Here is a 22,667-nt window from a genome sequence, read left to right as displayed (position 1 = left end):
AGGAGAAACACGCTGAGGCCGATGTCGTGCGGTGGATCGTTGACGAGCTGCTCGCCGGTAAGTCCCTCGCCGCTGTCCGCGACGACCTGAACCGGCGACGTGTCCCAGCGCCGGGGGCGGGGCACCGGCGGACGCGGCGGGCGAAGGGCCAGGCCGACGACGGAAGTCGGTGGGGGAAGACGTCGGTGAAGAAGCTCGCGATCCGACCGGCGAACATCGGCCTGCGGATCTACCACCGGGGCCGCCCCGACGAGGCGTTGATCCCCGCCGCCTGGCCGAAGATCGTCGACCCGGACAAACATGACCGGGTTGTCGCGCTCCTCACCGACCCCGGCCGGACCATCGAGCGTCCCGGCTCCCGCCAGCACCTTCTGACGTGGGGCGTCGGCGAATGCGGAGTGTGCGGGGCGCACCTGCGGGTGGCGATGCGCGGCAACTCCCGGCACGGGCGGAAGCAGCAGTTGTACGTGTGCGAGGCCAAGGCGTGTGTGGGCCGGAACCTGGCGGCGGTGGACCGGTACGTCGAGCATCAGATGGTGGCCCTGATGCGGCGCCCGGACGTCGCCGACCTGCTGTCCGGGTCGTCGGCGAAGGCGGCGGAGGCGTTGACGCGGGTGACGACGCTGCGGGCGCGCTTGACGCAGGCGGCGAACGACTACGCCGACGGGCACATCGAAGCCGCCCAGTTGCGGATCATCACGACCCGGTTGAAGCCGCAGTTGCAGCAGGCGGAGGCAGAGGCGAAAGCGTACCGACCGTCGCCACATCTTGAGTTGGTGATGGCGACGGTCGGTGACCTGGCCGAGCGGCGGTGGGGGGCGTTGGATCTCAACCAGCGGCGGGCGGTGATGCAGGCGTTCGGGGTGCGGGTGGTGGTTCTGCCTGCGCAGCGGCGGGGGCCGGGGTTCGATCCGGCGTCGGTGCGGTTCGTGCCCCGGTCAGCCGACGTTGCCGTTGCGGCGCCCGTCCCGAACTAGCTTGATCACGTCGGCGGGGTTGGCCAGGTTTTCGATGTCTTGCCTTGCCCCTGCTGCGATGCCGCGCCAGTAGCCGGCCTCGTTCGCCGCTTTGAGTGCGTCCTCGCTGGCCCGCTCGACGAGGGCTTCGAGCCGGTTGATGCGGTTGAGGATGGGCCGGGCGGCGACGTCTGCGCACCACAGGCCGATGGGGACGAGGGCGAGGAGGATGACGACGACGGCCCAGATCGGGGACAGGCCGTGTGGCGGCTCACCGAAGGTGCCGGAGCTGACGAGTGCGTAGTAGATGAGGGCGCCGACGGTGACGAAGAGGGCGAGTGAACCGCAGGCCATGCCTGCGATGAAGTAGCGCGGGACGGATGTGCGGGTGCTGGTCTGTTCGGTGCTCATGGGGCTGACTCCAAAGCTTTGCCGGAAGGATTGGAGGCGGACGGTGCCTCTCCGCCGCGTGGGGTTGGCGGCGGTGACTCGACCATCATCGGTGGCCGGTCGGGGTGGTGCGAGGGGTCAGCGTGGAGGTGGGGTGGGGGGTGCGGCGTTGGTGAGGGCGGGGGTGCGTCCTCGGGTGGTGCGGGGTGCTGGGTGTCGCCGCACTGGTGGTCACCTCCGTGATGGTGTGGTGTGAGCCTCCGAGACTGCCTCGCCAGTAATGATCTAGCAACGGTGAGTGAGTCTTGAGCGTCAGGGCTGGTCGGGCGTAGGTGGATGCCCGTTTGGATGGCTGTTAGGTCAGCCTTGGTCGGATTCAGGTGATCTGCTGCGGAGGTTCGGTGATCCGTTTCGGGCTCGATCGGTGTCGATAGCCGACCCGGCGGTGAACGGGGCTGGTCTTCGAGGTGACCTGCGGGTTGATTGTCGACCGGCAATCATGTGGGAGCGTGCCCAAGGTGCGGATGGAACGGCTGCTCGTATGACGTATTGACAGACGCCTGCCCGCGACGCGCGCCGTGGAAGTTCCATGACCTGCTGACAGGGACCCGACAGTCCCGCCGATCGGACCGCACATGGTGAAAGATCTTCCACTTTCGGTCGAAACCGCAGTGATCAGTCAGCCGGGCAGAGAGCGGACCCCCTCATCCCACCCGCAGCCGGTACCGGTCCGCCGGATACACCTGACCCGTCCCGTCCGCGTCCACGACCACGAACACCGGAACTCCCTCCGGTAGCTCCCATGCCTCCACCTCGGCCGGGGACGGCATGCGGATGTCGACAGTCGAGCCGGGGCCGGCGGGCACGTCCTCTTTCTCGCCGACCGGGCGCACGACGACACCATAACCGACGACGTGTGTGGCGAGCCCTTCGTTGCGTAGTGCCCGGACCGCCTTGGCAACGGTGCCCCGGGCCAGCCCGTACGTCTGACGGAGTGTCTGCTCCGACGGGATCAGAGCACCGGGGGCGAGCTGCCCGGACATGATTTGCTCCCGCAGCAGGGCGGTCAGTTTGGCGGCGGTGTCGATACGCGGCCCGCCCGGAACGATCACAGGCGGAGGTTATGTCCCGGCGTGTAGACGCCTACCGGTGTAGCCGACTAGACGACCGCTACTCGCCGGTCACAAGGCGGCCGTCGGCAGCCAGCGCAACGGGAAAGCACCTGAGGGTCGACCGGACGAACCCGCGTACTCACGACGGATCCCCGAACTCGGCCGGCGTCAAAGCGGCATCGACAACGACGGGCGAGCCGTCGGGCCACAGGTCCGGACCTTCCCCGTACGCGTCCGGGTGGACCACCCGCAGGTGATCGAGGACGTCGGCGTCGGGGATCTGGTTGTCGTCGGACGGGCACAGGTGGCAGGTGCTCATCGGGGTGTCTCCTCAGGTGCGGTACGGGCAACCCACCGAGTCGCGAGCGGCTCCCAACCCTCGGCCGCGTCCCAGCCGCCGGCAGCATCTCGGCCCTGCCGCTCCACGTCGGGGAACAGCTCCATTACCGAGTCAGCGAGGTTTCGGTAGAAGTCGTCCTCGGGGCCGTCGCAGCCGCAGTCGTCGGCGTGCATTTTGGCGGCGATCAGGTCGCGAAGTTGATCACGCATGCGGTGTCTCCTCAGGGGTGGAAGGAACCGGCGGATACGGCCGGTAGCGGATGACGCCGACAGACCACGGCCCGAACCGGACCAGCCGGCGGTACGTGGCCGCGTAGCCGCCCCGGACCGTGGTGTGGCGGAAGATCTCGGCGGCGGACCGGCGTTTGCTCCAGCCGGCGAACCACCAATGCGACGGCAGCACGATCAGCTCTCCTTGGTGGGGGTGGAAGGAACCGGACGCCACGGACCCGTCGAAGTGATCACAGTCCGCTGGACGACCTCGGCGGAAGCGATTCCATGCGGGCCTTCGGCCCGACGCTTCGCGTGGAACGCCACCACGTCCTCAGCACGCCCACGGTCGGACTCCCAGAACGTCACATCACCGGTGTCCCAAACCACCTTCGCCGCGTACTCGGTGCGGGTGTCGGTGTCTGAGGGAAGCAACCGCCCGGCCTCCGCGAGCGCCATCGCCATGCCCTCGTAGTCGGCGTTGAACAGCAGCGGCACCAGGTCCGGCGACTCCCGGGCGATGTACTCCCGGAGGATGTCGGCAGCGGTGTTGATTGTGGCGGACCACTGCTCGACGTCGGCGGGGTTGGGGGCGGTCACTGGCTCGACCGCGTGGGCGGCATCCCAACGGGCGCGAGCAGCAACAGTCACTGGCACGCCCTTGCACGAGTGGATCGCCGGCCACACGAACTTGCCACACCGGTCGCACTCGCTGCGACCGTCGTCCGGATCGGTGTGCGGGTGGTCAGCCGGTCGCCGCTCGAAGTCCGGCTTGCTCGGCGCGGTGTCGTACTCGCTCACCGGTCGGCTCCGTGTTCCGCGAGGCGCCAGTTGTATGCGTCGACCGCCTCCGCCAGTACACGTGACGCCCGCGCCTTGGTCGGTGCTGCTGTTACCGACCGGTTGGCGTGGGCTCGCCGCCACTCCACGGCGGCACGAATCAGGTCGGCAACCTCTTCGGGTAGATCACTGGGCATGGTTGGCTCCGCTCTCTGCCACACGAGCAGCCACGTCGGCGCAGTAACCGTTGAGCACAGAAGCATCGACCGCCCGGATGTCTGCGGCTGCTGCGGTACGACCAGCAGCCAGCCCAGCGGCGTACGCGGTCTCGATAGCAGTAGTGATGCGGCCTCTGGCCGGCGGCTCCGCCGCGTGATACGCGCGCCACGCGGCCTGTCGCGCTTCGCCGGGCATCGGGATTACCTCGATGTCGCCGTATGCCTCCTCGCTCAGCACCGGCTCCTCGTACGGGGCGTCGGTGGTCGGGGTCTGCTCAGACATCAGAACCCTCCTCGGTGCGTCCGGAGATGTCGGCGACCGGGTCACACGGACCGCTATGTCCAGTCGGGCGCTCACACCAACGACCACAAGCTGCGCCCGTGTCAAGCGACAGGATCGGGCGGGGTCGGACCAGGGCGTCAATCTGTTGGCGGGCCTGATCCCGCACCACAACCGGATCGGCACCCTGCTCCCGCAACCATGTGTCGGTGACCGGATCAGGGCCGTATGGCCACGGCAGCCGACCCACGCTCTGCGGAGCGGGTTGGGGTAGTCCGGATCCCTCGACGGGAACAGCCGACCCCGCAGCGACGCTCTCGGCAGGCGCAGCAGCGTACTTCCGGGCGACCTTCGCCGCGTCGTTCAGGGCGTACACCCGGGCCGCGTCAGCGGTGTCCCAAAAGCTCCCTGCCGACGGCCGCTCGACTTCGATCGCACGGGCGATCTCTTCGGCGACCTCGGCACGGACCCGAGCATCCCGGGACGGCAGATCCAGCGCGTCCAGGACACGGCCGGTGGTTTCGTAGTGCACGGTCGTAGCACCGGCGCCGGCAGCAAGCGCAGTGACGATCGCGGTGACTTCGGGGGTGGGGTGGGTGTTGGGGATACTCACCGGCTCACCAGTCCAGCTTCGGAACGAACGGCTCGGCCGCCGGCTTCCGGTACAGCGCCAACGTGGCGTGCACCTGCGCTTCGGCCAGGTAGACCATCGCGTCCTGCCGGGCGTCGGCCGCTACCGACGCCCGGATCTCCCGCTCCTCGGCAGTCGGCGACTCGGCGTCGTCGTAGCCGCCCTCAGGGTTCATCCAGTGCTCGACGGCCAGGGCGCGAAGTCGTTCCGCTTCGGCGTAGTGCTCTTCCGGGGACATCAGGTCACTCCTTCTCGTCGGTGCGTTCTTTGCTCTTCAGGGCTTGCTTTGCTGCGATGTAAGCGGCTGACGGTGGGTCTCCGTGGTCGAGAGACCGCCACGGCCAGCGCGGGCCGCGAACTTAGCCCGCAGTCGGGCCTCAATCTGCGCCTTCGTCGGCTGCTCCCAGCCATGCCAACTGCGGCCAGGAACCCACAGTTGGACGTGCTCACGTTTGTCAACACCGCACCAGCGGCATCCCAACGGCGGAGGTGCCGACTCGTGACGGACACGAAGCGTCTTCACGCCGCCGCCTCGGACTGCTCGGCCAGGTGCCGCTCCCACATATCCCGGATCGCCTGCTCGCCGACCCGTGCCGTACCGGTCCGCCGGGCGTCACGCTCGATGCACAACTCGATCGGCACGTCCCGGAAGTCGACGACCTCGAACCCGGCGTTGGCCCGGTCGGCGAGCCGCCGCAGGCTGTGCAGCGTCTTGTCGGGGAGGCAGGTTTCGTCCACGATCACACCCACGCCGCGCCGCAACAGGGACACGATCATCGCGTTCCGGGCGGCGACGACGATCCGCTCCGTGCCCAGCGAGGTCTTCGACGCCTTCACGTGCGTCGAGTCGTGGCCCATCGCCCGGAGGTCGTCCCGGTTGACCCGGTAGCGGCCGGTCGGGTTCTCGGCCACCCACGCCCGCGCGAACGTCGACTTGCCGGAGCCGGGTAGGCCGCGAGTCACCAACAGTCTTGCCATCGGTCAGCCCTGGCCAGCGCACTCGTCAACGACCTCCACCTGAACTTCAAGTGGTAGGTCGTCCATGAACTGCGCGTCGCCGACCCGGGCTGCCTTGGCGCTGTACGCCGCCTCCTCATCCTCGCCGAGCGGAAGCCACGACGCGGAGCACCACGGGCCTTCCGGCGCGACGAACTTGTGCATGCGTCCGTGACTGAAGCACCACGCGTAGGTGGTCGTCGGGTCCATCAGTCAGTTGTCCTTGCCGAGTCGGCCGACCAGCGACCCAAGGTTGTAGACCTCGTCCGCGTACTTGAGGTACTGGTGCAGTTCCATCGCGTCCTCGTCGCTGGCACGGAACCAGTGCTGGCCGTCCGGGTCGCCGCCGCCAGCCCATCGGCGGGCCTCGGCGTCGTCACGCCAGATGACCTCCCACTCCGGCTCGCCGTGGAAGGTGGACTTTCGGAGAACGAGGGTGCTGCCGTCGGCCGGCTCCGTCTCGAAGACTGCCGACGTGGTTTCGCGGGGGTGTTCCATGTGATCTCCGTTCAGTTGGTTTGGCGAGCCCGGAACGTCACCGCCAGGCGTTGGAAGTACTCGGCGAGGGCATCCAGGTGGTCCGGGTCGGTCACGTCGATGCCACCCACCTGAATCACTCCGCCGAGGTCGATGACGGTCAAGTTCCGCTCGTTGGTTCCGACGAGTAGAACGTGGCCCTTGCTGGGGTAGACGCCGGGATCGAGACGGTGTTCCTCTCGGGTGTGCGAGTCGTCGGCAATGCCGTCTGCCAAAGTGCCATCGGCCTTGATCAGTTCCACGTCAGTCCTCCTCGGGTACGCAGATGAGGCAGTCCACGGCCGGCGTGTCCGGGTGGTCGACGCAGCGGATCAGCGCCTCGTAGCCGGGGCCGAGGTGGTCGGCAACGTAGTCGGACGGGTTTACGCCGTCCGGAACCGGCACCTCGCGGCCCTGCCGGTCGATGACGATCAGCGGCATGCCGGCGTCGCCGCACCGGTCCTGGTGCTCCATGCTGCGGTTCACTGCGACTCCCTGGCTGGTTGGGTAACGCGCGGGTGGTCGGCGGGCACGAGACGGAAGACCACGGCGCTCGCGGTAATGAGCTGCCTGTCACGGCTGCCAACCTCGTTGCGTCCGTTCCTGTAGCGCCAAAACCGACGCCCGCTGTCGGTGAAGACCATCGCCTTGGTGACGCGGACGACGGTGACGAGGTGGGACTCGTAGCGGCCCTGGCCGAGGTAGGCGAGTTCGGCGACTGGCTGCCCGACGGCGTACCAGGCTTCGGCTGCCTCGCGACCTCGCAGTGTCATGACACCTACGGTAGCATGGTGTCATGACACCATCAACTGACCGAACCGCCGAACGTCATGACACCCCGTACAGTTCCCGTCATGACACCCCGGCACCCACTACGGTGATCGCCGTGACCCGGAAAAGCGGCAAGGGTAAGCCCCGCCAGACGATTCGCGCCGAAGAGGACCTGTGGCTCCGGTTCGATGAGTCGACTGCCGCCGCCGGATCAGACCGGTCCGAGGTGTTGCGCGAGTTCATGCGCTGGCACGCAGGTGACCCCAACGCCAGGCTGCCTCGGCGTCCGGCCAACGCCGTTCGGTGGACCGGGAAGAACTTTGACGAGGTCAAGGCGATTCGCCCAGATGCGCGCCTCGCCGAAGTCGACGACCCGGAGAGCCAGGTGGTCGCAGGCGACCTACTGATCGAGCGGGTCAACGAGCCCGGCACGTGGGTGGTCGTCGGTCGGAACTACGTCGTTTACCGCCGGGAGTCGGTCACCGGCGAGACGTGATCCGGTCGGGCACACTCAACCTCGTGACTTCAAGCGCGGAGCAGAGACTGAACGACCGGGGCCTGAGCCTCGACGACGAGACCGGGTTCGGGCGAGAAGACGAACCCGACGTGAGTGGCTACCTCGTCCTGCGACCCAACGATGATGGCGCCGAGGTGATCGCGCTGGTCCGACCGGGCATTGAGGCATGGCAGCGGGAGATGTTCGCGGAGTGGGTTGAACAGCGCATGGACCGGTTCTTCGAGCACGGGCCGGAGCCGGACGGATGGCAGAAGCGAAAGAGCGACAACGGATGGCAGTTGTGGGCGCGGATGGTGGACTTACCACCGCTTGACTGACCGCAGGCACACAGAGCCCGGCGCCTCACGACGAGGGCCGGGCTCCGTCGTACCGGCGACGGTAGATCATCCGACCGTCGCCGACTGTGGGCGACCAGCCGACCCCGCACCGCCCCCGAACCCGAGGCCAGCACACGTCACACCGGGGTAGACAGGAAGGCACGCCGCCGATCGAGGGGGATCGCGATGCCCGTCCACATGCTGCCCGACCCGGAACAGACCGAGTACTTCATGAAGCAGGTCACCAACCTGCACGGCCGTGGCTGGGCGATGGGCTGGATGCATCGCTGGACCATCGAAGCGTCCCGGGAACACGCCGCAGCCTGCCGGGACGAGGACTGCGGAACGTGCCGGAACTTCGTCAGCGCCCTGTCGTTGTGCGCTGCGGTGGCGACCACGATGCCGGACACTCCGGGGCTGCGGGAGACGTTGAAACGGCTGCACCGAGACGGTTAACGCGGCTCCCACAGTTCGCGCCCGTCGAGCGTGTGGTGGATGACCAGCCACCCCATCGACCCGTCCGGGCGGGGTACCGGCTCGGTTGTCGGCCCGCACGGGCAGTCGTCAACCTCGTGGTCGATCAGATCCGCCCGGGGCATCACATGCGCGTCACCGTCGCCCACGGGTCAACTCGCCGCCGACCTGGCTGCGCTCAGCCACTCGCCGAGGTAGGCGTGGATCCGCTCCACCTGCTCCCGGTCGAGTACCACGGTCGCGTCCCCGCCCGGCCCGTGCAGCGACAGGCGCAGCCACGGCCACACCGTACGCTCGTCGTCCGGCGAGTCCCGGCCGTTGAGGCTGATGTGGCCGGGGATCTGACACAGAAGCAGCACACCATCCCGGGCGTCGCCGTCGGCGGGTAGGACGTGTGAGCCCTGGTAGACGATCGGTGCCGGCTGCTCGTCGCCGTCGAGCGGTAGGGCGGTGGCGTAGATGGACACACGTCCAGTGTGCCGCCCTGTCAGACCCGGCACCTACCGTGCCTATGGGTGGCCCCGGCATCCCCACGTCATCACCCACAGTCGGGGCCACCCCCGACCCGTTCAGGCGGCGAGCTGCGACGCGACCGGCCGACACACCTCGGCGGCGACACCATGCCCCCAGCCGAGGCCGACGATCGCATCCCAGAGCAGGATCCCGTGCAGCGGGTGCAGGCACGGCAGGGTCAGCCAGTCCGCGTCGCGGGTGCCGGCCGGAAGCGGTCCGGGTGGGGTTTCGTGCCGTTCGAGGACGGGGGCGCCGTGGGTGGTGACGAGGCGGGCGAGGGCGGTCAGGTCTGTGCCGCAGTGGGGGCACCTGCGGCGGTGCAGGTTCGCGTCCATCGCCCGAGTGTTGTTCGCGCCCGTCGCCGCCGGTACCGGTCGGTAGCCTGCCGCTCACGAACGGCCGTTCAGGGTGGGGTCGGCCAGCAGGACTATCCCCGCACGCGAATAGCCCGAACACCCGACCAGCACCTCCAACATCACGACGGGAAGCTGTCGTGTCGCCGACAGTGAACAGACCTCACGTTCCGTCCAGCCGCATCATCTGCCAGTGGACGACGACACCGAACCAGACGACCTCGACCAGACGGACGACGACGGGCCGCCGACACGGATGCCGTACCCGGTGAAGGTCGGAGCCTTCCTCCTCGGCGCCTTGGCCGTGCTGACCGGGTTCGGGGCGGTCGCCAACGCCGTCGGTGACACTGGCCGCACCCATGCCGTTGTGTTCCTCGGCAGCGTCGCATTGGTCGCCGTGGCAGCCGTCGTCGGCCTGGTTCGTGCCCGGCGGTGGGGAAGCTACCTCGGGTTCGGTGTGGCGCTCCTCGTAGCCCTCGCGACACTCCGCAGCGTCGGAGCAGCCGTCGTCGGGATCGGCTTCCTCGCCGCGATCATGGGAACGCTGATGACCCGCAGCGCGAAGAACTGGCTCGGGTTCGCGTGACCTACCGGTCCGGTAGCCACCGTAAGTCGTCCGCGTGCGCGGCAAGTTCTCGCCACACCTGCCGAGCATCCCGGCCCTTCATGCGGCGCACGTATGGAGGGGCATCGACCACCTTGCCGCCGTTGACAACCAGGCCGACGGTGGCGCGGCGCAGGACGCAGTAGATGAGACCCTCGGTGGGCATTCAGGACGACCGGGACGACCGGAGGGCTTCAATGCGAGCCCGCAGCCGGTCAGGGTCGTCGATGCGCGGGTTCGGATTCCGGCGGGCGTCGGCACCGGCCAGGATTTCCGCCACCTGGGCGGCGTACGGGTCGACACCCTGACGGGACGGGCACTCGCGCTCGTGCTGGGCGTCAGCCCACATGCCGACAGTCTCCACCTGTGTCCACGCCCGCAGCTCGACTTCCGACGCGACCGGCAGGACGTAGGCGCACCGGCTGGGGCAGTCGTAGGTAACCGTCACTGGAGCCGAAGCCTGATCACTCACCGGGCCACCTCCGAGACTTCGTGACCCGACGCCGCTTCCCCTCGGACGCGGCGGCGAGGTACGGGTACAGCTCGTCCATCGAGATGCAGGCGCCAACGACCTCGACGAGAATTGTCGCGTCCTTCGGGATCTCCTGCTCGCGGCCTTGCCGTCCGTCAAGGTGGCCCGCCATCGCGCCACGCACGTAGCCCATGACGGCCGCCTCTCGCACAAGGCGACGTTCGAACGGGCTGAGTGTGGCCAGCGCCCGGTTGACCGTCTCGGCGCGCTGCCGTTCCCGGGCGGCGAAGTAGTCCAGCAGTCCGGGTGGGAAGTCGGAGGACGTCGTGTCGGTCATCGGGGACCTCCTTCCGCGTACCGGCGTAGCGCCAGCTCCAACGGGATGTTGTCGTCCTCGAACGTGTGCTCCGGCCAGTCGAGATCCGGGAACGAGTCACCCGGCGGGTCGGCGGTGATGCCCATGTGGTCGGCGAACGCCCGCACCACCGACTCCGGTGAGAAGACGGTGCCAGCGTCGAGGTCGCGGACCCAGCGGGACGGCTCCCGGCCCTCATGCTCCTCGATCAGCAGTACATACCAGCGGCGCTCCTCCTGCCAGCACACCCAGACTTCGTCGTAGTCGAGGCCGAACGTGTTGACCCGGATCGCCCCGTCGCGGGGGTCGTTCGGGTCGGCGTACCAGTTCAGCACCTTCACCCCGGACGCGGTCAGGGCATCGGCAACGGCGCGAATGTACGGCTCGTGCGCCTGGTGGTAGCCGGCACCGCCCGGGTACAGATCTTCCATCGTCGGCATGGCTGCCTCGGTCATCGCTGACCCACGCCTTCCCGGCCGACCGCGTTGAGGCCGGCGATCACCCCACGCAGCTCGTCCCGACTGGCCTCGGCGATCGGGTACCCAAGCTGGGCTTCGATCTGAGCGACCGTCGCGGAGATGCCGGCCTCGTTGAGTCGTTGCACCTGAAGCTTGACCTCGATCGTGTGGATGCTGTCGGCGCCGCCGGTGAGCCGGTCGGTGACCTCGAAGATGTCCATCCCTCTCCTTCCGTCGTGTACACCAGTGTACGCCACAGAACAACAGGTAACATCCATGGACATGACCAAGAAGGAGCGGCATCCCACCGAGGAACGGAGCGTCCGAGACGCCCGGGAGCACTTCGCCGACGTGCTCTACGCCGCCGCAGCCGGACGGGTCACCTACATCACGAGCCGGGGCCGGCGGATCGCCGCCGTGGTGCCGCTCGCCGTCGCCGACGACGCGGTGGAAAACTCGGAGTAGCAATCAGGGACGAGCGGGCACCCATCGGTAGACGAACGGCGGCCCGCCCCCGGCGACCGGCTCCAGCTCGTACACCCCGGCCGTGTCCGCATCCCACAGCTCACTGCCGTACGACGTCCACAGCCACGACTCGTCCAAGGTCAGGGGCGGGAACCCGTCGTCGTCGAGGAGCACGGACAGGGAACGACCGTCGACCGGACCGCCGACCGCCGGGATCTCCGCATGCTCCCACACATGCCGATCATCGACCGCGCAGCAAGGTCACGACCGGCGTTTGCCCTGTTCACCCGCAGTGCGGGGCCGTACACTATAAGGCATGAGCGAGCCTGTGACGGTCCATCTGCCTGAGGACGTGGCCACACGCCTTCAAGCCGAACCTGACGCCGACGCCTACGTCGCAGAGGCAATCCGGCAACGCATGGCCCGCGAACAAGGCCGGCAGATGCTCATCGACCAAGGGTTCAACATCACCGACGAAGGCGTCGCCAGAGCCCGCGCCCGGCTCGCTGAGGCCGACCGGAAGTGGACCCCCGAACGGCGACGACAACTGCGGGAACGGATGGGCTGGACCGGCTGACGCAGCACATGAACGCACCCATCCGGATCGTCCTCGACTCGACCGCCATCGCAGCCTACGCAGACCGGTCCATCGCCGTCGGCGAAATCATCACCCAGGTCGGGGAAGAGAACTCACTCGTCGCCCTACCCGTCGCCTGTCTCGCTGAAGCGTTCCTGCACATCCACGAAGGGGAACTCCCGCTCGTTGCCGTCCTCGCCGCGCACCCCAGCACCGTCGTGGTCAACGCCGACGTTTCCGACTGGCTCGACCTTGCCGGCCTTGCCCGGGACCTCGGGCGAGTCGACGCCGCCACCGCACTCATGCTGGCGTTGCGTACCGATGGCTACATCTTGACGAAGCAGCCGGGCCTGTATGACGGCTTCGAGGGCGCCCCGGTGATCCCGTTCTAGGTCTGCCGCCGGGCGAGGGCGGCACGCCGGTCCCGTTCCCCAGACCTCGCCGCAGCCTCGAACAGCGTCCACCGGCCCCGCAGGGCAGCCTTGTACGGGCCGACATGCCTCGTCTCAACGATCGTCACGCCGGGCTTCAACGGGTGGCGCGGCACCCGAGCTGAAGGTGAATCCGACTCGCCCACGTCACCAGTCCCGGCTGCTTACCCAAGGCTTACTCTCCGGAGCCTCAGGGGGTGGATTGAAGACGAAATCCCGGTACCCACGATCCGGAACGAGACGACGGCCAGCCTGAGCCTTCTTCAGCCAGTCGACGAGTTCGATGATGTCCGCTTCGCGCATGCCTTCTTGCCGCAGCTTCGCCGTGAAGGCTTCAGGTGCGACCCCGCGCCACCGGCTACGGGCGTTCATGAGGTCGGCCTTGAACATGGCCTGCTCGTTCCACTTCAGGTGGTTGTCGTAGCCCTTGGCCTTCACGGCAAGGAACTCGGCGATCTCAACGACGCTGGGTGGGAGATCTTGAGCATGGGTCATGGGCCAGTTGTACCCGCGCCTGTCCAGGAAGAGAAGCGGCTGACCTCGGGGTGCTCAACGGCTTGGTGTCGGGAAGGTGACAGACCGTCGCGTTCATCGTCGTCGGTCGGAACGATCTGCCAGTGAACCGATGGGAGCGCTTCTTTACGCACCTTACGATCCGTTGGCGCGTGTTCCGATCGCCGATGCGGCGATGGAGCAAGCTCATGGCAGAGGATCCTTCCCTTGTGCCTTCGGAACCGGCGCCCCGAAGGCAGGTGCGGCCACTACGGACCTGGACCATCTTCGCTGGCGCGTTAGCAGTTGTGGTGGCCACCGGCGGAGCGGTCTGGTGGCTTCAGGATGCTGTGCCCGCCGTCGGTGCCGAACTGGAACGGGCGAAACTGCGGGTAGAGACGATCCGAACAGGCTTGTCGATCGGTGCCGCGCTCGGGGCGGCGCTCGCACTACTGCTGGCGTTCCGGCGTCAGCAGCTCGCTGAGCGGGATCACTTGCTGTCCGATCAGGGGCGCCAGCTCGCCGAGCGAGCCCAGCAGGCTACCGAACACGACGCTGCCGAGAGGCGAATTACCGAGCTGTACGTCAAGGCTGCGGACCAACTCGGCTCGGATAAGGCTCCCGTGCGGCTGGCGGGGTTGTACGCCCTTGAGCGACTTGCTCAGGACAATCCCGAACACCGCCAAACTATCGTTGATGTAATCTGCGCCTACTTGCGTATGCCGTACCACCCGCCTCGACGGGACTTCAACCCGGACTTGTCACCCGAGCCAAGGCCAAAGGATTCGGGCGACGTTGAGTCTGAAGACCCTATGTCGGCTCGCCAAGAGGAGCGACAAGTTCGCCTCGCCGCACAACGCATCCTTGCGCGCCACCTTCGGGTGGGTGGGGACAGTGAAGCAAGCTCGGTCTGCTGGGGTGCACTTGAAGTCGACCTCGCTGAAGCTGTACTGATCGATGTTCGCTTCTTTGGTTGTGATTTCATGCGCGCGACATTCCGCAACGCGGTGTTTATAGGGCGGACTCGGTTTGACGGGACGAGGTTCCATGAAACCGCCTGGTTCCCGGGCGCGTGCTTCATGAGCGATGCACTCTTTTCGGGTGTGGTATTCATGAACCGGTCTGCCTTTGACTCTACTGTATTCGGCGGCGACGCAGATTTTCCCAATGTGGAGTTCGCGGAGTCGGTAACTTTCTTCAAGGCGCAATTTGCAAGCTTGACTAGGTTTGACGATGTCTCCTTCAATGGGCGCCGAGCGCACTTTGGGCAGGCGCACTTTGCCGGAACTACACAATTCACTCGGGTAACATTAAGTGAGCCGAGCGTTATTGATTTCACAAAAGCGACCGTTGAGGTAAATGATCAACCGTTTAGTGTGTGGCCTCCGGGTTGGCGAGTTGACCGCGAGCGCCGAATGTTAATCAAGACGGAGGACAGATAAATACGAAACGTCCCGCAAGTAGACAAAAGATCAGTGCCTACGCAACGTCAGGTCAGAAGACCAGCAACCGAACCTCGTAGCCCTTGTACAGGCCAGGGTCGCGCGTAACGATCACAGCGTTCAACGTGTGCGCCTCGTACACGGTGTGCCTCGTGGACAGGTCGCCAGGCCAGGTGCCGACATCCATCGCGCACTGCTGGCCCATCTCGGCGGTGTCCACCCCGGGGCACAGTAGTAGAGCCGTCCACTCATCTACCGTGTGATCAATCTCGGCTTGCGCGGCGGACAACGCCGCAACAGGGACGATCAGGCCGAGCCTGCCGCACTCGGCGTCGTCGAGAAGGTCGAGCATCTTCGGGTGAGCTTGGAAGAACGCGACGAGGGCGGATGCGTCGAGCACCCGGAGGATTCGTCGGCTCATGCGACGTCGCGCCGGGGGTCCGAGCGCCGATGGTATGGCCGGTTGTCCACCTCATCCTGAAGCCTCACCCACGCTGCCTTCTCTTCAGGACTGAGCGGTTGGTGGGGTTTGCCAATCGCCGCACAGAACCGTTGTGACGCAGTCTGAACAGTGCTTGGTGCGGATGACTCGCGGAGCTGGCGCAGGCAGTCTATGAACGCCTGTTTGGCCTCGTCGGGGATGTCCGGCGTCCTTAACATTCGCATGATCTGATCGACGGTTGGTGTCAGGCCGAGGTCGTCGTCGTAGCCGGCGGCGACGAGCTGGATACGTGGGATGCCCAACGCATCGTAGAGGGGGCGAACCTCGTCCGGTTCGGCGAAGCTCCCGAAGCTGGATTCGATCTCGTCGAGTCGGGCAACCGGTATCCCGGCATGCTTTGCCAGGATCTGCTGTGTCCACCTCTTCCTGAGGCGGGCGTTGCGGATGGTCGCGGCGACAGCCTGGCTGCTGCGGGACGCCTCCACGGCGAGTGGGTAGTCCTCTTCGTCGAGAATGCCGAGCGCGACCGCAGCTCGGATCGGCGGGATGTGCAGGGCAATGCAGACTGCCCGCACCTCGTCCGACTGCGGGTTGACAGGCACGCCTGCCTCCCATCGGGAGATCGTTCGCAGTGGGACGCCAGCGGTGCGGGCTACGTCCTCTTGTCGTAGCCCGGCTTGGGTGCGTGCCCGCCGCAGCAACTCCGCGAAGGCGTTCTCGCGAGGACTGGACCGCTGCGCTTCGAGGTCAGCCATGTTCGGATCGTAGCGGCGGGCGTGCGCGGGACGCGAGAGGCTACGGCGTGGCGTCGTTCCCGTACCGGGCGACCACCCGCCGGTCCAGCTCGTCCATCTGCCGGTCGAACGCGGCCTTCTCCTCCGGCGTCAGGGGTGGCGGGACGGGCTTGCCGATCGCCTCGCAGAACGCCTCAACGGCGGTCTTGCCGGTCCGGTCGTAGGTCAGGTTCCACCAACGGACGTGCGGGTTGTCGTAACCGGCCCGCTGGACAGCGTCCGCTGCGGCCTCTCGCTGGTCGTCGGTCATCCGCAGGGTGGCCTGCTTCCAGTTGCCGTAGCGGTAGACGGCGAGCAGGGCTTGGTCGAGGTGCTGCGTGTCGGTCATGGTGATCTCCATTCTCTCGGTTGCTCGGCGGTCAGCGTCTTTACGGCACCGAAGGAGTAAGTACGCCCTTCTTGCGCGACTTCTTGCGCATGCTTGGTCGTGGGTTGTTGTGGGGGTGACCTGCCAAAACACCGACTTCTGTTGCCTTCTCGCGCTTTTCGCGCTTCTTGCGCAGGGGTGCGTGGGCGTCTGAGTCGGAGGCGCCATGTCTGTTGGCGCCTGACCTAGGTATATATAGGAAGATAGATAGATGTCTGAAAAATGCTCTGTGTGTGTAGGGCAAGATCAGATACACCTTTGACCACCCATACCCCTGCGCGAAAAGCGCGAGAAGCGCGAAAAGGTCTCCCGGATCGACAAAACCGCAGGTCACAGCCCCATCTGCGCCACGAGACATCTTGCGCGACCCTGCGTAGGAACCCCCCTTATTGCGCACCGGACCTCTTCCTGCGCACGACCTCCTTGGGGCGACCAGTCGTCGCCAGCATCACCCGCTCGTAGTCACCGGTAGCCACCAGCTCGTCGATCCACGCCGTCAGATCCTTCGATGCCGCATGCCCCTTGAACACCTCACGCGCGATGATCGACCGAGACGCGAACCCGCCATCGGTCCCGTCGATGTACTCCTTGATCCGGCCAGCATCGGTCGTCAGCCCAACCACCGACCCGGCGGCGAGGAAGTGCTCCACCGACCACTCACCGATCGTGATCGCGTCGGCCATGACCGACTCGGACAGCTCGTCATCACTGGACGCGCCCCCGGCGAGGTGAAGTAGCGCCGCGACCCGAAGCACTCGGGCGGTGTGCTTTGTCGCCCACGCGCTGATCCGGTGCAAGTCCCCGTCCGGCCGTAGCCGCACCTCGACCGCCTGCTCATACTCCCGGTGCAGCTTCCACGCACCCCGGGTCAACTCGATCGTCGCCGCATCCTCCGGGTCGGTTTCCCCGATGACCTCGTAGCGGACGATGCCCTCCAACAGGCTCGCCCACCACTCGCGGCCAGTGCGGTCGGCGTACTGGTTGGGCGTGTCCCGGAAGTACGTAGACGGCCGCTCGGTGCGGTACCCGGTCAGTTCGCCGGGGATGCAGACCAGGAACCGGTTGACCACCCCGGTCTCCTCCATCATCTGGTTGCGCATCATGTCCGCGACGATCCCCGGCTGTGGTGAGATGACCAGCGACAGGGCAGCCCGGGTGATCGGGTCCGCAACCCGGGTGACCCGCTTCGGGCGGTAGTAGCGGCAGTCGTAGCCGACCAGCACCAACCCAAGGTTGCCTGTCTTACCGCCGCTGTACTGGCCGCCAAGGTTCCGCAGGAACGTACCTTCGTCGTCGATGACCGCCGCCGCCCCGTTGTTGAGCGCCATCGAGCCGGCCAGCGCTTCCGGCGTCGTGTCTCCGTCGAAGACCAGCTCGGGTGACGGTGGCGGCTCGGCTGCCAGTTCGTCGGCCTGCTTCTCCAGCGCCTTGGCCTGCGTACGGAGTAGGTCCCGCTCGTCGGGCAGGGTGCTGATGTCGTTGGCCTTGGTACGCATCTCTTCGACCTGGCGGGTCAGATCGACGATCCTCGCCGCCACGTCGCGTTCGTGTACCTCGGTAAGTGCCTTCTGTGCCTTCCAGAGCCCTCGTCGCAGCTCGTCCACGGTTGGCGACTTTCCGGCGCCGGACGGGAGCGCGCAGAGGGTGTACAGGTTCGTTGGTTGCCGCCAGTCGAGGTCCCGACGGATCGTGACCCGGGGGCCGGCGACGGAGCCGAGGATGCCTAGCATGGTCAAAGCGGGCAGGTCGACCGGCACCTGCTTCCGGATGGCCAGGTCTCGGGCGTACGACCGCATTTCAGGTGGGAGTGCGTCAGTCGGGAACCGTCGTGCATATCCGGCGCCAGCGGTGAAGGGCGTTGCGCCGGCACCTCGGCCGGTGGTGGAGGTGGTGGGGACGATGATTCGCCGTGGTGCGTCATCCGGCGACGGTTCGTCGTCGAAGATGTCCGACCAGTCTTGACGGTAGGCGGTGACGCTCATGCCACCACCCGAAGGTGGCGACGGTCCGCGCTGCGACGGTTGTTGACACAAGGCTCCTCGCGGGGACCAGGCGTGATGGCTGGCCACGTTCCCTTGAGGGTGCTCAGGTCGACGGATCCGGGCGTAGCGACCTCGGGCCACTCCATGCTGTCGTAGACCTGTCGCATCCACTGGTTGCGCGGTCGGCGCTGCTCACGCTCATGACCACTTCTCATCTCGCCGAGCCTGGCGGCGATCCGCTGTTCCCGGGTTTGTCGCGGTTCGGCGAACTCGGCCCAGCAGGCGACGACTTCGGCCATGTCCTCCGTGGCACCGTGGATCCGGCCAGTCTCGTAGGCGAGCGCAACGAGGTAGGCGGCTTGGTCGCGGGTGTACGTCTGCTGCTTGTGGGCAATGGAGTCGACTGCGCTGAGGGTCACGCCGGCAGCGAGGTGTGGGGTTGATCGGGTTGTACCTGCCTGAACCCGTACAGGTGTACGGCTACGGGCAGCAAGTACCTTGGGCATGGGCTCGGGGACCTCCGAGTCAAGGGACCGGGTACCGGGAGCGCCAACTCCCGCCGGTCCCGCCTTCATGAACGGACGAGCGTGCCGGTCAGCCTGGCGTACTCAACGGCGACGACCGGTGAGCACTCAACGCCATGGGCAACCCGTACGGGATCCCATTCGGTCAGGAGCTTGCCCCATTTACCGTGGTTGCAGGTGCCGCAGGCTGGGACGAGATTGCCAGTGTTGTCGCTTCCGCCTTGGGCGACGGGCCGCACGTGGTCGGCATGTTCAGCCGGAGCCCCGCAGTACACGCACGGCCCAGATGCGACCACGGCCGCGTAAACAGACGCCGGGAGGGGCTTGATCGTGCCGCCCTCTGTGAGCCGTAGTCGCCGCATCTCGGCGTGGTAGTCCTGCTCGGCACGCGACGCCCCACCACAGTTTGAGCAGGAGTTGGTGCACCTCCAGCAAGTCCAAGCATCCTCGCTTGGGTCGTACACGACGTGGTCACCGCAGGTGCAGGGCGACCTGAAGGCACCATCAATCCACGACGCAGTACGCCACAACGGGCTTGCCGTAACGGCCGGCCAGAATGCCGGCCAATCGTTGGGTCGGTCGGGGTCGAATCGGGGCAAGTCGTGATTCATGATCCTCCGTCAGGGCAGGCTGTCGGCTGCGGCAACAATCAGAGGGCGAGCGTCTTCGCCAACCGCCGCCTCTTCCCACAACATGGCCAAGATCTCCTCGTACTTCCTGGCCTTTTCGTCGCGGTGGAAGTCCTCAGTTACGAACGTCTCAACCACGGCCAGGTCGCCGTAGATCTGGAATGCGTTCTGTGGTGCTGTGCGAAGCTGTACACCGAGCGGTAGCACACCGAAGCGCACGTTCGGGAGGCCGACGACGGTTTGCAACCTGTCGAGCTGACCGCGCATCACGTCCGGCGGGCAGAGCAGCCAGCGTAGTACCGGCTCGGCCAGCAAGAACTCGAACGTCTTTGACGTGTCGTACAGGTACCGCTGCCGTTCCATCCGGGCGGACACGGCAGCCTCAACCTCGTCGGCGCTGGTCCCGTGCAGTGCTGCGATGCCAGCGAACGTCTGCCGGGCATACTCGGGCGTCTGGAGAAGGCCGGGCACCCACATGGTCTCGAAGTGACAGATCCGGTCGGACTCTGCAACAAGTTGGTTGTAGTCCTGTTGAACTGCCACTTGACCGCTTTTGAGTCGCTGGTTCCAAGTCATCTGTGCGGTCAGTACTTCGTCAAGCAGGGCATGCAGCTCGGCCGCGCCCGTCTCGTTGAGCCCGCACAGTCGCACGTAGGTGTCGATGTCCTCGGCAGTGGGCACGTGCTTGCCGGTCTCCAACCGAGAGACCTTCGACGGCTGCCACTGCGCTCGCTCGGCGAACTCCTTGCCGTTGAGTTTCACGCGATTGCGTGACCCACGCAGCCGGCCGGCGAGACCGCCCGGCCGCGTGAGCCACTGCTCTGTTGGTGCTCGATTCATGCTGGTGCTCCCTTGCGCTTGGCTACATGGACTGCCAGGTCCCGCCATGCGCGCGCACGAGCCACCATGTGTGGGTCTCTCTCAACTTCGTTCAAGATGCGGCGGCCGTCCCCGTCGAACCGCATCAGGATCAAGGTGGCGTCGTCGAGCAGCCACCAATCGGTGTCGCCAGCGTCCGGCAGCAGGCCGATGTCGTACGCCTGCTGCCGGGTGAGGTAGGCGATGTCTTCGCCTGCTTCGGTGTTCCACTGGCCGATCCAGCGTTCCCATCGCTGGTAGTCGGTGGGCGGGTCTTCGTGGACCCGTACCCGACAGATGCTCTTGCCCTCGGCGGTGAATCGCCGAATCTGGTCGAACCAGGCGCGTAGCTCGGGAACCTCGATCGGAGGCTGTGGATCACCCGCGAGGAAGCGTGCCATCGTGGCGTGCTCGGTCGGCTCCGAGTAGGCGGGCTGGAGTTCCAGTCGGAACGCGCTCGTCTCGAACTCCCGGAGCATGCGACCAAACTCGTCGTTGGTGATCGGGGTTCCCATGGTTTAGCCGATCTCCCGCAGCCGGTCGAGCACGTTGGCCGGTACGAATACCGCGTCCTCGTTGTCGGCGAGGTCGCGGAGTGCGGCCCGCGTGTCGGCGTCGAGTTGTACGCCTTGGACGACGTAGCCGCCGTCGGTGGCGTACAGGGCGGGACAGCCGCCAGCGCCGGAGTTGGCGTCCTTCCACAGGAACTTGAGCTGCATGGTGTTCTCCCTCGGCCCTTGCGGGCGTCGTGGCTTCCAGGTTCCCCACCATCCTGACAGCATGAGCAATTTCGCGCAATCTTGTCAGTCGTGAAGGGTGTTCGGCCAGCAAGAAGCCCCCGGCCGTCATGATCGGCCGGGGGCTGGCGCGCTTGATTGCGCGGAACCTGGCACTCGACTCTAGCAATTGCGCGAGATTGCGCGTAGAGTCGGGTCCAACAGCAAGCGACCCCACACCGGTCGTCGCTCTCGCCAAAGAACCAGACCGGTGCAGGGCCCCAGCTCCCCGAAGGGAACTTGACGTGGAAGGTAACACCGCCACGCTCCCCGACCCCCTGACCACGCGTCACGGGTCCCTGTCCATCCAGTCGAGCCGCACCGTCGAGGGCGGCTTCGCGATCAACACCTACGCCGGCACCACCGCGTACCGGCACGACATCCTCTGCTTCACCACCCCGGACCAGCCGACGGCGGTCCTCGCCCGCGACGTGATCGCGAAGGGTGGGGAGGCGTTCAAGTCGCCGGAGGAGATCCGGGCCGACCTGGACGACGCGTTGCGGGCCGAGCTGCTGCGCATGCAGCGCCGGTCGGACGCCCCGTCCCGGGCCCGGGTCGAGCACCTGAACAACCTGCTGGACCTAGTCAGCCCCGTCTCCGACGAGGACATGGCCGCGCTGACCGCACAGGTCGGTACGGCGCTGGCGGAGGTGGCGGCCGAGTTCCCCCGCCCACGCACCTGGAAGGACCTGCGGGACGAGTTCCGTGCCGGCATGGAGCGGGACCGCCGCGAGCGGGCCGCCCGGAAGGCGGTGGCCTGACATGGCGTGGCCGAACAGCAGGAAGACCAGGGAGGCCGCCGGCGGTGACCCGACGTTCGTCCGGCACACCTGCAACGGTGGGCGCGGCCCGAACTTCGGCCGGAAGACGCCCGGCTGCCCCCGCTGCGACGAACTCGCCGCCGGTGCTCCGGCGCGGGACGTTCCCGGCCGGCTCCGTGGTGTGATCCGTCAGCGGCAGATCGACGAGCAGCAGGCGGCCGAGAGCCGCGACCATCACCGTCCGGGCGGTCCGCACGCGAACGGCGAGTGCGGCCCGGTCTGCACCTTCGGGGACTGGTGATCGTGATGACGACGAACCCAGCATCGCTGTCGGTCGCGTCCCTGCCCGTCGGGGACACCGCCATCACCATCAGCACTCCCGGCGCAGGCGGGACGGAGATCGTGCTTGCGGCACCGGCCGGGCGGGGTTACCCGCAGCACGCCACCGACGCGCTCGTGGCTCGCGGCTTTCGGCTGGTCGGGGTTTGGGAGAACTACGGCTGCGGCCCGGACGACCCGGGTGTCTGGTATGTGGAAGCGAAGGTTGCCCGATGACGACGACCGCCCTCGCCTTCCCGGAGCCCGCCGACGACCGGACCCCGCTCGACCGCGAGGCCGAGAGCCTGATCCGGTGGGCGTCCGCGACCCTGGCTGACCCAACGACGGACGACGCGCTCCGCTCGGATCTGACGGTGGCACTGGACTCGTTCGACGTGTTCAACCCCGCCCGACGCCCGAACATCGACCCGCAGCTCCGCTCGGACCTGCTCGACATCTACCGGAACCCGCCGCCGCCCGGCCGGATGTGGGATGCGGTCTTCGGGGCGGCGATGAACGCCGCCCGCCGTCGGGAGGTGGCGTGACC

44 protein-coding genes are annotated in these 22,667 nt (G+C 66.9%); 13 read left to right on the top strand and 31 right to left on the bottom strand.

Translation table 11 applies throughout. The annotated features are described in order from the left end of the window. Positions 1 to 977: recombinase family protein (locus ACN28A_RS01590; protein ID WP_421391629.1), on the top strand; the 977-nt coding region annotated here is incomplete at its 5' end. On the opposite strand, the gene ACN28A_RS01585 is transcribed toward ACN28A_RS01590, so the two are convergent. The 15 genes from ACN28A_RS01585 to ACN28A_RS01515 form a co-directional block, all read right to left on the bottom strand. After that, positions 939 to 1,367, bottom strand: a complete 429-nt coding sequence (locus ACN28A_RS01585) for a hypothetical protein (RefSeq protein ID WP_421391366.1) — start codon at positions 1,365 to 1,367, stop codon at positions 939 to 941. The two genes, ACN28A_RS01590 and ACN28A_RS01585, sit on opposite strands and share 39 nt — an antisense overlap. A 683-nt stretch (positions 1,368 to 2,050) precedes the next feature. After that, complete coding sequence (locus tag ACN28A_RS01580) at positions 2,051 to 2,458, bottom strand: GntR family transcriptional regulator (protein ID WP_421391364.1); 408 nt, start codon at positions 2,456 to 2,458, stop codon at positions 2,051 to 2,053. 139 nt (positions 2,459 to 2,597) lie between these two features. Beyond that, positions 2,598 to 2,777 (bottom strand): hypothetical protein, encoded by a 180-nt coding sequence (locus ACN28A_RS01575; protein ID WP_421391362.1) that lies wholly within the window; start codon positions 2,775 to 2,777, stop codon positions 2,598 to 2,600. Further along, positions 2,774 to 3,007: a hypothetical protein gene (locus ACN28A_RS01570; RefSeq protein ID WP_421391360.1), complete on the bottom strand. Its 234-nt coding sequence runs from the start codon at positions 3,005 to 3,007 to the stop codon at positions 2,774 to 2,776. The genes ACN28A_RS01575 and ACN28A_RS01570 overlap by 4 nt, the downstream gene beginning before the upstream one ends. Beyond that, a complete protein-coding gene (locus tag ACN28A_RS01565) occupies positions 3,000 to 3,200 on the bottom strand; it encodes a hypothetical protein (RefSeq protein WP_421391359.1) in 201 nt (66 codons plus the stop codon). Before ACN28A_RS01565 ends, ACN28A_RS01570 begins: the two co-directional genes overlap by 8 nt. Positions 3,201 to 3,202: 2 nt before the next feature. Then, entirely contained in the window at positions 3,203 to 3,808 is a 606-nt protein-coding gene (locus tag ACN28A_RS01560; protein WP_421391357.1) for a hypothetical protein, read from the bottom strand. Positions 3,809 to 3,973: 165 nt separating this feature from the next. Beyond that, a complete protein-coding gene (locus ACN28A_RS01555) occupies positions 3,974 to 4,288 on the bottom strand; it encodes a hypothetical protein (protein WP_421391355.1) in 315 nt (104 codons plus the stop codon). After that, positions 4,281 to 4,898 carry a hypothetical protein gene (locus tag ACN28A_RS01550; RefSeq protein WP_421391353.1) on the bottom strand — a complete coding sequence of 206 codons (618 nt, stop codon included), beginning with the start codon at positions 4,896 to 4,898 and terminating at the stop codon, positions 4,281 to 4,283. Before ACN28A_RS01550 ends, ACN28A_RS01555 begins: the two co-directional genes overlap by 8 nt. A 4-nt stretch (positions 4,899 to 4,902) precedes the next feature. Further along, positions 4,903 to 5,154, bottom strand: a complete 252-nt coding sequence (locus ACN28A_RS01545) for a hypothetical protein (protein ID WP_421391351.1) — start codon at positions 5,152 to 5,154, stop codon at positions 4,903 to 4,905. 281 nt (positions 5,155 to 5,435) lie between these two features. Beyond that, positions 5,436 to 5,894, bottom strand: a complete 459-nt coding sequence (locus ACN28A_RS01540; RefSeq protein ID WP_421391349.1) for an AAA family ATPase — start codon at positions 5,892 to 5,894, stop codon at positions 5,436 to 5,438. A gap of 3 nt (positions 5,895 to 5,897) precedes the next feature. Continuing rightward, complete coding sequence (locus tag ACN28A_RS01535; RefSeq protein ID WP_421391347.1) at positions 5,898 to 6,122, bottom strand: hypothetical protein; 225 nt, start codon at positions 6,120 to 6,122, stop codon at positions 5,898 to 5,900. A gap of 3 nt (positions 6,123 to 6,125) precedes the next feature. Next, a complete protein-coding gene (locus ACN28A_RS01530; protein WP_421391345.1) occupies positions 6,126 to 6,410 on the bottom strand; it encodes a hypothetical protein in 285 nt (94 codons plus the stop codon). 11 nt (positions 6,411 to 6,421) lie between these two features. Next, complete coding sequence (locus ACN28A_RS01525; RefSeq protein ID WP_421391343.1) at positions 6,422 to 6,691, bottom strand: hypothetical protein; 270 nt, start codon at positions 6,689 to 6,691, stop codon at positions 6,422 to 6,424. Between the two features lies 1 nt (position 6,692). Further along, positions 6,693 to 6,914, bottom strand: a complete 222-nt coding sequence (locus ACN28A_RS01520) for a hypothetical protein (protein WP_421391341.1) — start codon at positions 6,912 to 6,914, stop codon at positions 6,693 to 6,695. Then, positions 6,911 to 7,201 carry a hypothetical protein gene (locus tag ACN28A_RS01515; protein ID WP_421391339.1) on the bottom strand — a complete coding sequence of 97 codons (291 nt, stop codon included), beginning with the start codon at positions 7,199 to 7,201 and terminating at the stop codon, positions 6,911 to 6,913. Before ACN28A_RS01515 ends, ACN28A_RS01520 begins: the two co-directional genes overlap by 4 nt. A gap of 113 nt (positions 7,202 to 7,314) precedes the next feature. On the opposite strand from ACN28A_RS01515, the gene ACN28A_RS01510 reads away from it, so the two are divergent. The 3 genes from ACN28A_RS01510 to ACN28A_RS01500 all read left to right on the top strand — a co-directional run bounded on the left by ACN28A_RS01510 (position 7,315) and on the right by ACN28A_RS01500 (position 8,489). Then, on the top strand, positions 7,315 to 7,695 hold the full coding sequence (locus ACN28A_RS01510; RefSeq protein WP_421391337.1) for a hypothetical protein: 381 nt from the start codon (positions 7,315 to 7,317) through the stop codon (positions 7,693 to 7,695). Between the two features lie 23 nt (positions 7,696 to 7,718). Beyond that, positions 7,719 to 8,033: a hypothetical protein gene (locus ACN28A_RS01505; RefSeq protein WP_421391335.1), complete on the top strand. Its 315-nt coding sequence runs from the start codon at positions 7,719 to 7,721 to the stop codon at positions 8,031 to 8,033. Between the two features lie 186 nt (positions 8,034 to 8,219). Beyond that, positions 8,220 to 8,489, top strand: a complete 270-nt coding sequence (locus ACN28A_RS01500; protein WP_421391333.1) for a hypothetical protein — start codon at positions 8,220 to 8,222, stop codon at positions 8,487 to 8,489. A gap of 170 nt (positions 8,490 to 8,659) precedes the next feature. Here the strand turns inward: ACN28A_RS01500 and ACN28A_RS01495 are convergent, their stop codons facing one another. Both ACN28A_RS01495 and ACN28A_RS01490 read right to left on the bottom strand, forming a co-directional pair. Further along, positions 8,660 to 8,974, bottom strand: coding sequence for a hypothetical protein (locus ACN28A_RS01495; RefSeq protein WP_421391331.1), 315 nt, complete (start codon positions 8,972 to 8,974; stop codon positions 8,660 to 8,662). A 102-nt stretch (positions 8,975 to 9,076) separates the two neighbouring features. Then, complete coding sequence (locus ACN28A_RS01490) at positions 9,077 to 9,355, bottom strand: hypothetical protein (protein ID WP_421391329.1); 279 nt, start codon at positions 9,353 to 9,355, stop codon at positions 9,077 to 9,079. Positions 9,356 to 9,566: 211 nt separating this feature from the next. On the opposite strand from ACN28A_RS01490, the gene ACN28A_RS01485 reads away from it, so the two are divergent. Continuing rightward, positions 9,567 to 9,959 carry a hypothetical protein gene (locus ACN28A_RS01485; RefSeq protein WP_421391328.1) on the top strand — a complete coding sequence of 131 codons (393 nt, stop codon included), beginning with the start codon at positions 9,567 to 9,569 and terminating at the stop codon, positions 9,957 to 9,959. Positions 9,960 to 10,143: 184 nt separating this feature from the next. Here the strand turns inward: ACN28A_RS01485 and ACN28A_RS01480 are convergent, their stop codons facing one another. Genes ACN28A_RS01480 through ACN28A_RS01465 form a run of 4 tightly spaced genes read right to left on the bottom strand, consistent with a single transcriptional unit; the run spans position 10,144 to position 11,483 of the window. After that, a complete protein-coding gene (locus ACN28A_RS01480; protein ID WP_421391326.1) occupies positions 10,144 to 10,449 on the bottom strand; it encodes a hypothetical protein in 306 nt (101 codons plus the stop codon). Beyond that, on the bottom strand, positions 10,442 to 10,786 hold the full coding sequence (locus ACN28A_RS01475) for a hypothetical protein (RefSeq protein WP_421391324.1): 345 nt from the start codon (positions 10,784 to 10,786) through the stop codon (positions 10,442 to 10,444). Before ACN28A_RS01475 ends, ACN28A_RS01480 begins: the two co-directional genes overlap by 8 nt. Next, positions 10,783 to 11,259 carry a DUF6292 family protein gene (locus ACN28A_RS01470; protein ID WP_421391322.1) on the bottom strand — a complete coding sequence of 159 codons (477 nt, stop codon included), beginning with the start codon at positions 11,257 to 11,259 and terminating at the stop codon, positions 10,783 to 10,785. Before ACN28A_RS01470 ends, ACN28A_RS01475 begins: the two co-directional genes overlap by 4 nt. Beyond that, positions 11,256 to 11,483, bottom strand: a complete 228-nt coding sequence (locus tag ACN28A_RS01465; RefSeq protein WP_421391321.1) for a hypothetical protein — start codon at positions 11,481 to 11,483, stop codon at positions 11,256 to 11,258. Before ACN28A_RS01465 ends, ACN28A_RS01470 begins: the two co-directional genes overlap by 4 nt. A 61-nt stretch (positions 11,484 to 11,544) precedes the next feature. Between ACN28A_RS01465 and ACN28A_RS01460 the strand changes: the two genes are divergently transcribed. Then, positions 11,545 to 11,727, top strand: coding sequence for a type II toxin-antitoxin system Phd/YefM family antitoxin (locus ACN28A_RS01460; RefSeq protein WP_421391318.1), 183 nt, complete (start codon positions 11,545 to 11,547; stop codon positions 11,725 to 11,727). A gap of 3 nt (positions 11,728 to 11,730) precedes the next feature. On the opposite strand, the gene ACN28A_RS01455 is transcribed toward ACN28A_RS01460, so the two are convergent. Next, positions 11,731 to 11,961, bottom strand: a complete 231-nt coding sequence (locus ACN28A_RS01455; RefSeq protein ID WP_421391627.1) for a hypothetical protein — start codon at positions 11,959 to 11,961, stop codon at positions 11,731 to 11,733. Positions 11,962 to 12,043: 82 nt separating this feature from the next. Between ACN28A_RS01455 and ACN28A_RS01450 the strand changes: the two genes are divergently transcribed. Both ACN28A_RS01450 and ACN28A_RS01445 read left to right on the top strand, forming a co-directional pair. Continuing rightward, entirely contained in the window at positions 12,044 to 12,304 is a 261-nt protein-coding gene (locus tag ACN28A_RS01450) for a hypothetical protein (protein ID WP_421391626.1), read from the top strand. Positions 12,305 to 12,312: 8 nt separating this feature from the next. Further along, a complete protein-coding gene (locus ACN28A_RS01445; protein ID WP_421391624.1) occupies positions 12,313 to 12,696 on the top strand; it encodes a hypothetical protein in 384 nt (127 codons plus the stop codon). Between the two features lie 186 nt (positions 12,697 to 12,882). Here ACN28A_RS01445 and ACN28A_RS01440 read toward each other — a convergent pair whose 3' ends face one another. Then, positions 12,883 to 13,230 (bottom strand): hypothetical protein, encoded by a 348-nt coding sequence (locus ACN28A_RS01440; RefSeq protein WP_421391623.1) that lies wholly within the window; start codon positions 13,228 to 13,230, stop codon positions 12,883 to 12,885. A 206-nt stretch (positions 13,231 to 13,436) separates the two neighbouring features. Here ACN28A_RS01440 and ACN28A_RS01435 point away from each other — a divergent pair, with 206 nt between their 5' ends. Continuing rightward, positions 13,437 to 14,669 carry a pentapeptide repeat-containing protein gene (locus ACN28A_RS01435; RefSeq protein ID WP_421391621.1) on the top strand — a complete coding sequence of 411 codons (1,233 nt, stop codon included), beginning with the start codon at positions 13,437 to 13,439 and terminating at the stop codon, positions 14,667 to 14,669. 52 nt (positions 14,670 to 14,721) lie between these two features. Here the strand turns inward: ACN28A_RS01435 and ACN28A_RS01430 are convergent, their stop codons facing one another. From ACN28A_RS01430 to ACN28A_RS01395, 8 genes are all read right to left on the bottom strand, one after another. After that, positions 14,722 to 15,069: a hypothetical protein gene (locus ACN28A_RS01430; RefSeq protein WP_421391620.1), complete on the bottom strand. Its 348-nt coding sequence runs from the start codon at positions 15,067 to 15,069 to the stop codon at positions 14,722 to 14,724. 17 nt (positions 15,070 to 15,086) lie between these two features. Beyond that, positions 15,087 to 15,866 (bottom strand): helix-turn-helix domain-containing protein, encoded by a 780-nt coding sequence (locus ACN28A_RS01425; RefSeq protein ID WP_421391618.1) that lies wholly within the window; start codon positions 15,864 to 15,866, stop codon positions 15,087 to 15,089. A 40-nt stretch (positions 15,867 to 15,906) separates the two neighbouring features. After that, a complete protein-coding gene (locus ACN28A_RS01420; protein WP_421391617.1) occupies positions 15,907 to 16,233 on the bottom strand; it encodes a hypothetical protein in 327 nt (108 codons plus the stop codon). A gap of 425 nt (positions 16,234 to 16,658) precedes the next feature. Next, positions 16,659 to 18,395, bottom strand: coding sequence for a YfjI family protein (locus ACN28A_RS01415; RefSeq protein WP_421391616.1), 1,737 nt, complete (start codon positions 18,393 to 18,395; stop codon positions 16,659 to 16,661). 430 nt (positions 18,396 to 18,825) lie between these two features. Next, entirely contained in the window at positions 18,826 to 19,140 is a 315-nt protein-coding gene (locus tag ACN28A_RS01410) for an HNH endonuclease (protein WP_421391615.1), read from the bottom strand. 258 nt (positions 19,141 to 19,398) lie between these two features. Further along, positions 19,399 to 20,247, bottom strand: coding sequence for a helix-turn-helix domain-containing protein (locus ACN28A_RS01405; RefSeq protein ID WP_421391613.1), 849 nt, complete (start codon positions 20,245 to 20,247; stop codon positions 19,399 to 19,401). Further along, complete coding sequence (locus tag ACN28A_RS01400) at positions 20,244 to 20,780, bottom strand: DUF6879 family protein (RefSeq protein ID WP_421391611.1); 537 nt, start codon at positions 20,778 to 20,780, stop codon at positions 20,244 to 20,246. The genes ACN28A_RS01405 and ACN28A_RS01400 overlap by 4 nt, the downstream gene beginning before the upstream one ends. A 3-nt stretch (positions 20,781 to 20,783) precedes the next feature. Further along, positions 20,784 to 20,984: a lipid A biosynthesis lauroyl acyltransferase gene (locus ACN28A_RS01395; RefSeq protein ID WP_421391609.1), complete on the bottom strand. Its 201-nt coding sequence runs from the start codon at positions 20,982 to 20,984 to the stop codon at positions 20,784 to 20,786. 302 nt (positions 20,985 to 21,286) lie between these two features. Here ACN28A_RS01395 and ACN28A_RS01390 point away from each other — a divergent pair, with 302 nt between their 5' ends. From ACN28A_RS01390 to ACN28A_RS01375, 4 genes are read left to right on the top strand one after another with little or no spacing between them, the layout of a single operon-like run. Continuing rightward, positions 21,287 to 21,802 carry a hypothetical protein gene (locus ACN28A_RS01390; protein ID WP_421391607.1) on the top strand — a complete coding sequence of 172 codons (516 nt, stop codon included), beginning with the start codon at positions 21,287 to 21,289 and terminating at the stop codon, positions 21,800 to 21,802. A gap of 1 nt (position 21,803) precedes the next feature. Continuing rightward, the gene (locus tag ACN28A_RS01385) at positions 21,804 to 22,103 is read left to right on the top strand and encodes a hypothetical protein (protein WP_421391605.1); all 300 of its coding nucleotides are present in this window, start codon (positions 21,804 to 21,806) and stop codon (positions 22,101 to 22,103) included. After that, positions 22,100 to 22,357, top strand: a complete 258-nt coding sequence (locus ACN28A_RS01380; RefSeq protein WP_421391603.1) for a hypothetical protein — start codon at positions 22,100 to 22,102, stop codon at positions 22,355 to 22,357. Before ACN28A_RS01385 ends, ACN28A_RS01380 begins: the two co-directional genes overlap by 4 nt. Continuing rightward, complete coding sequence (locus ACN28A_RS01375) at positions 22,354 to 22,665, top strand: hypothetical protein (protein WP_421391602.1); 312 nt, start codon at positions 22,354 to 22,356, stop codon at positions 22,663 to 22,665. Before ACN28A_RS01380 ends, ACN28A_RS01375 begins: the two co-directional genes overlap by 4 nt. Positions 22,666 to 22,667 lie beyond the last annotated feature (2 nt).

The organism is Plantactinospora sp. WMMB782 (genome assembly GCF_049179135.1).
Lineage (GTDB): Bacteria > Actinomycetota > Actinomycetes > Mycobacteriales > Micromonosporaceae > Plantactinospora.
The sequence above is the reverse complement of the archived record's forward strand: the minus strand, read 5'-3'. Positions and strand labels throughout refer to the sequence as shown.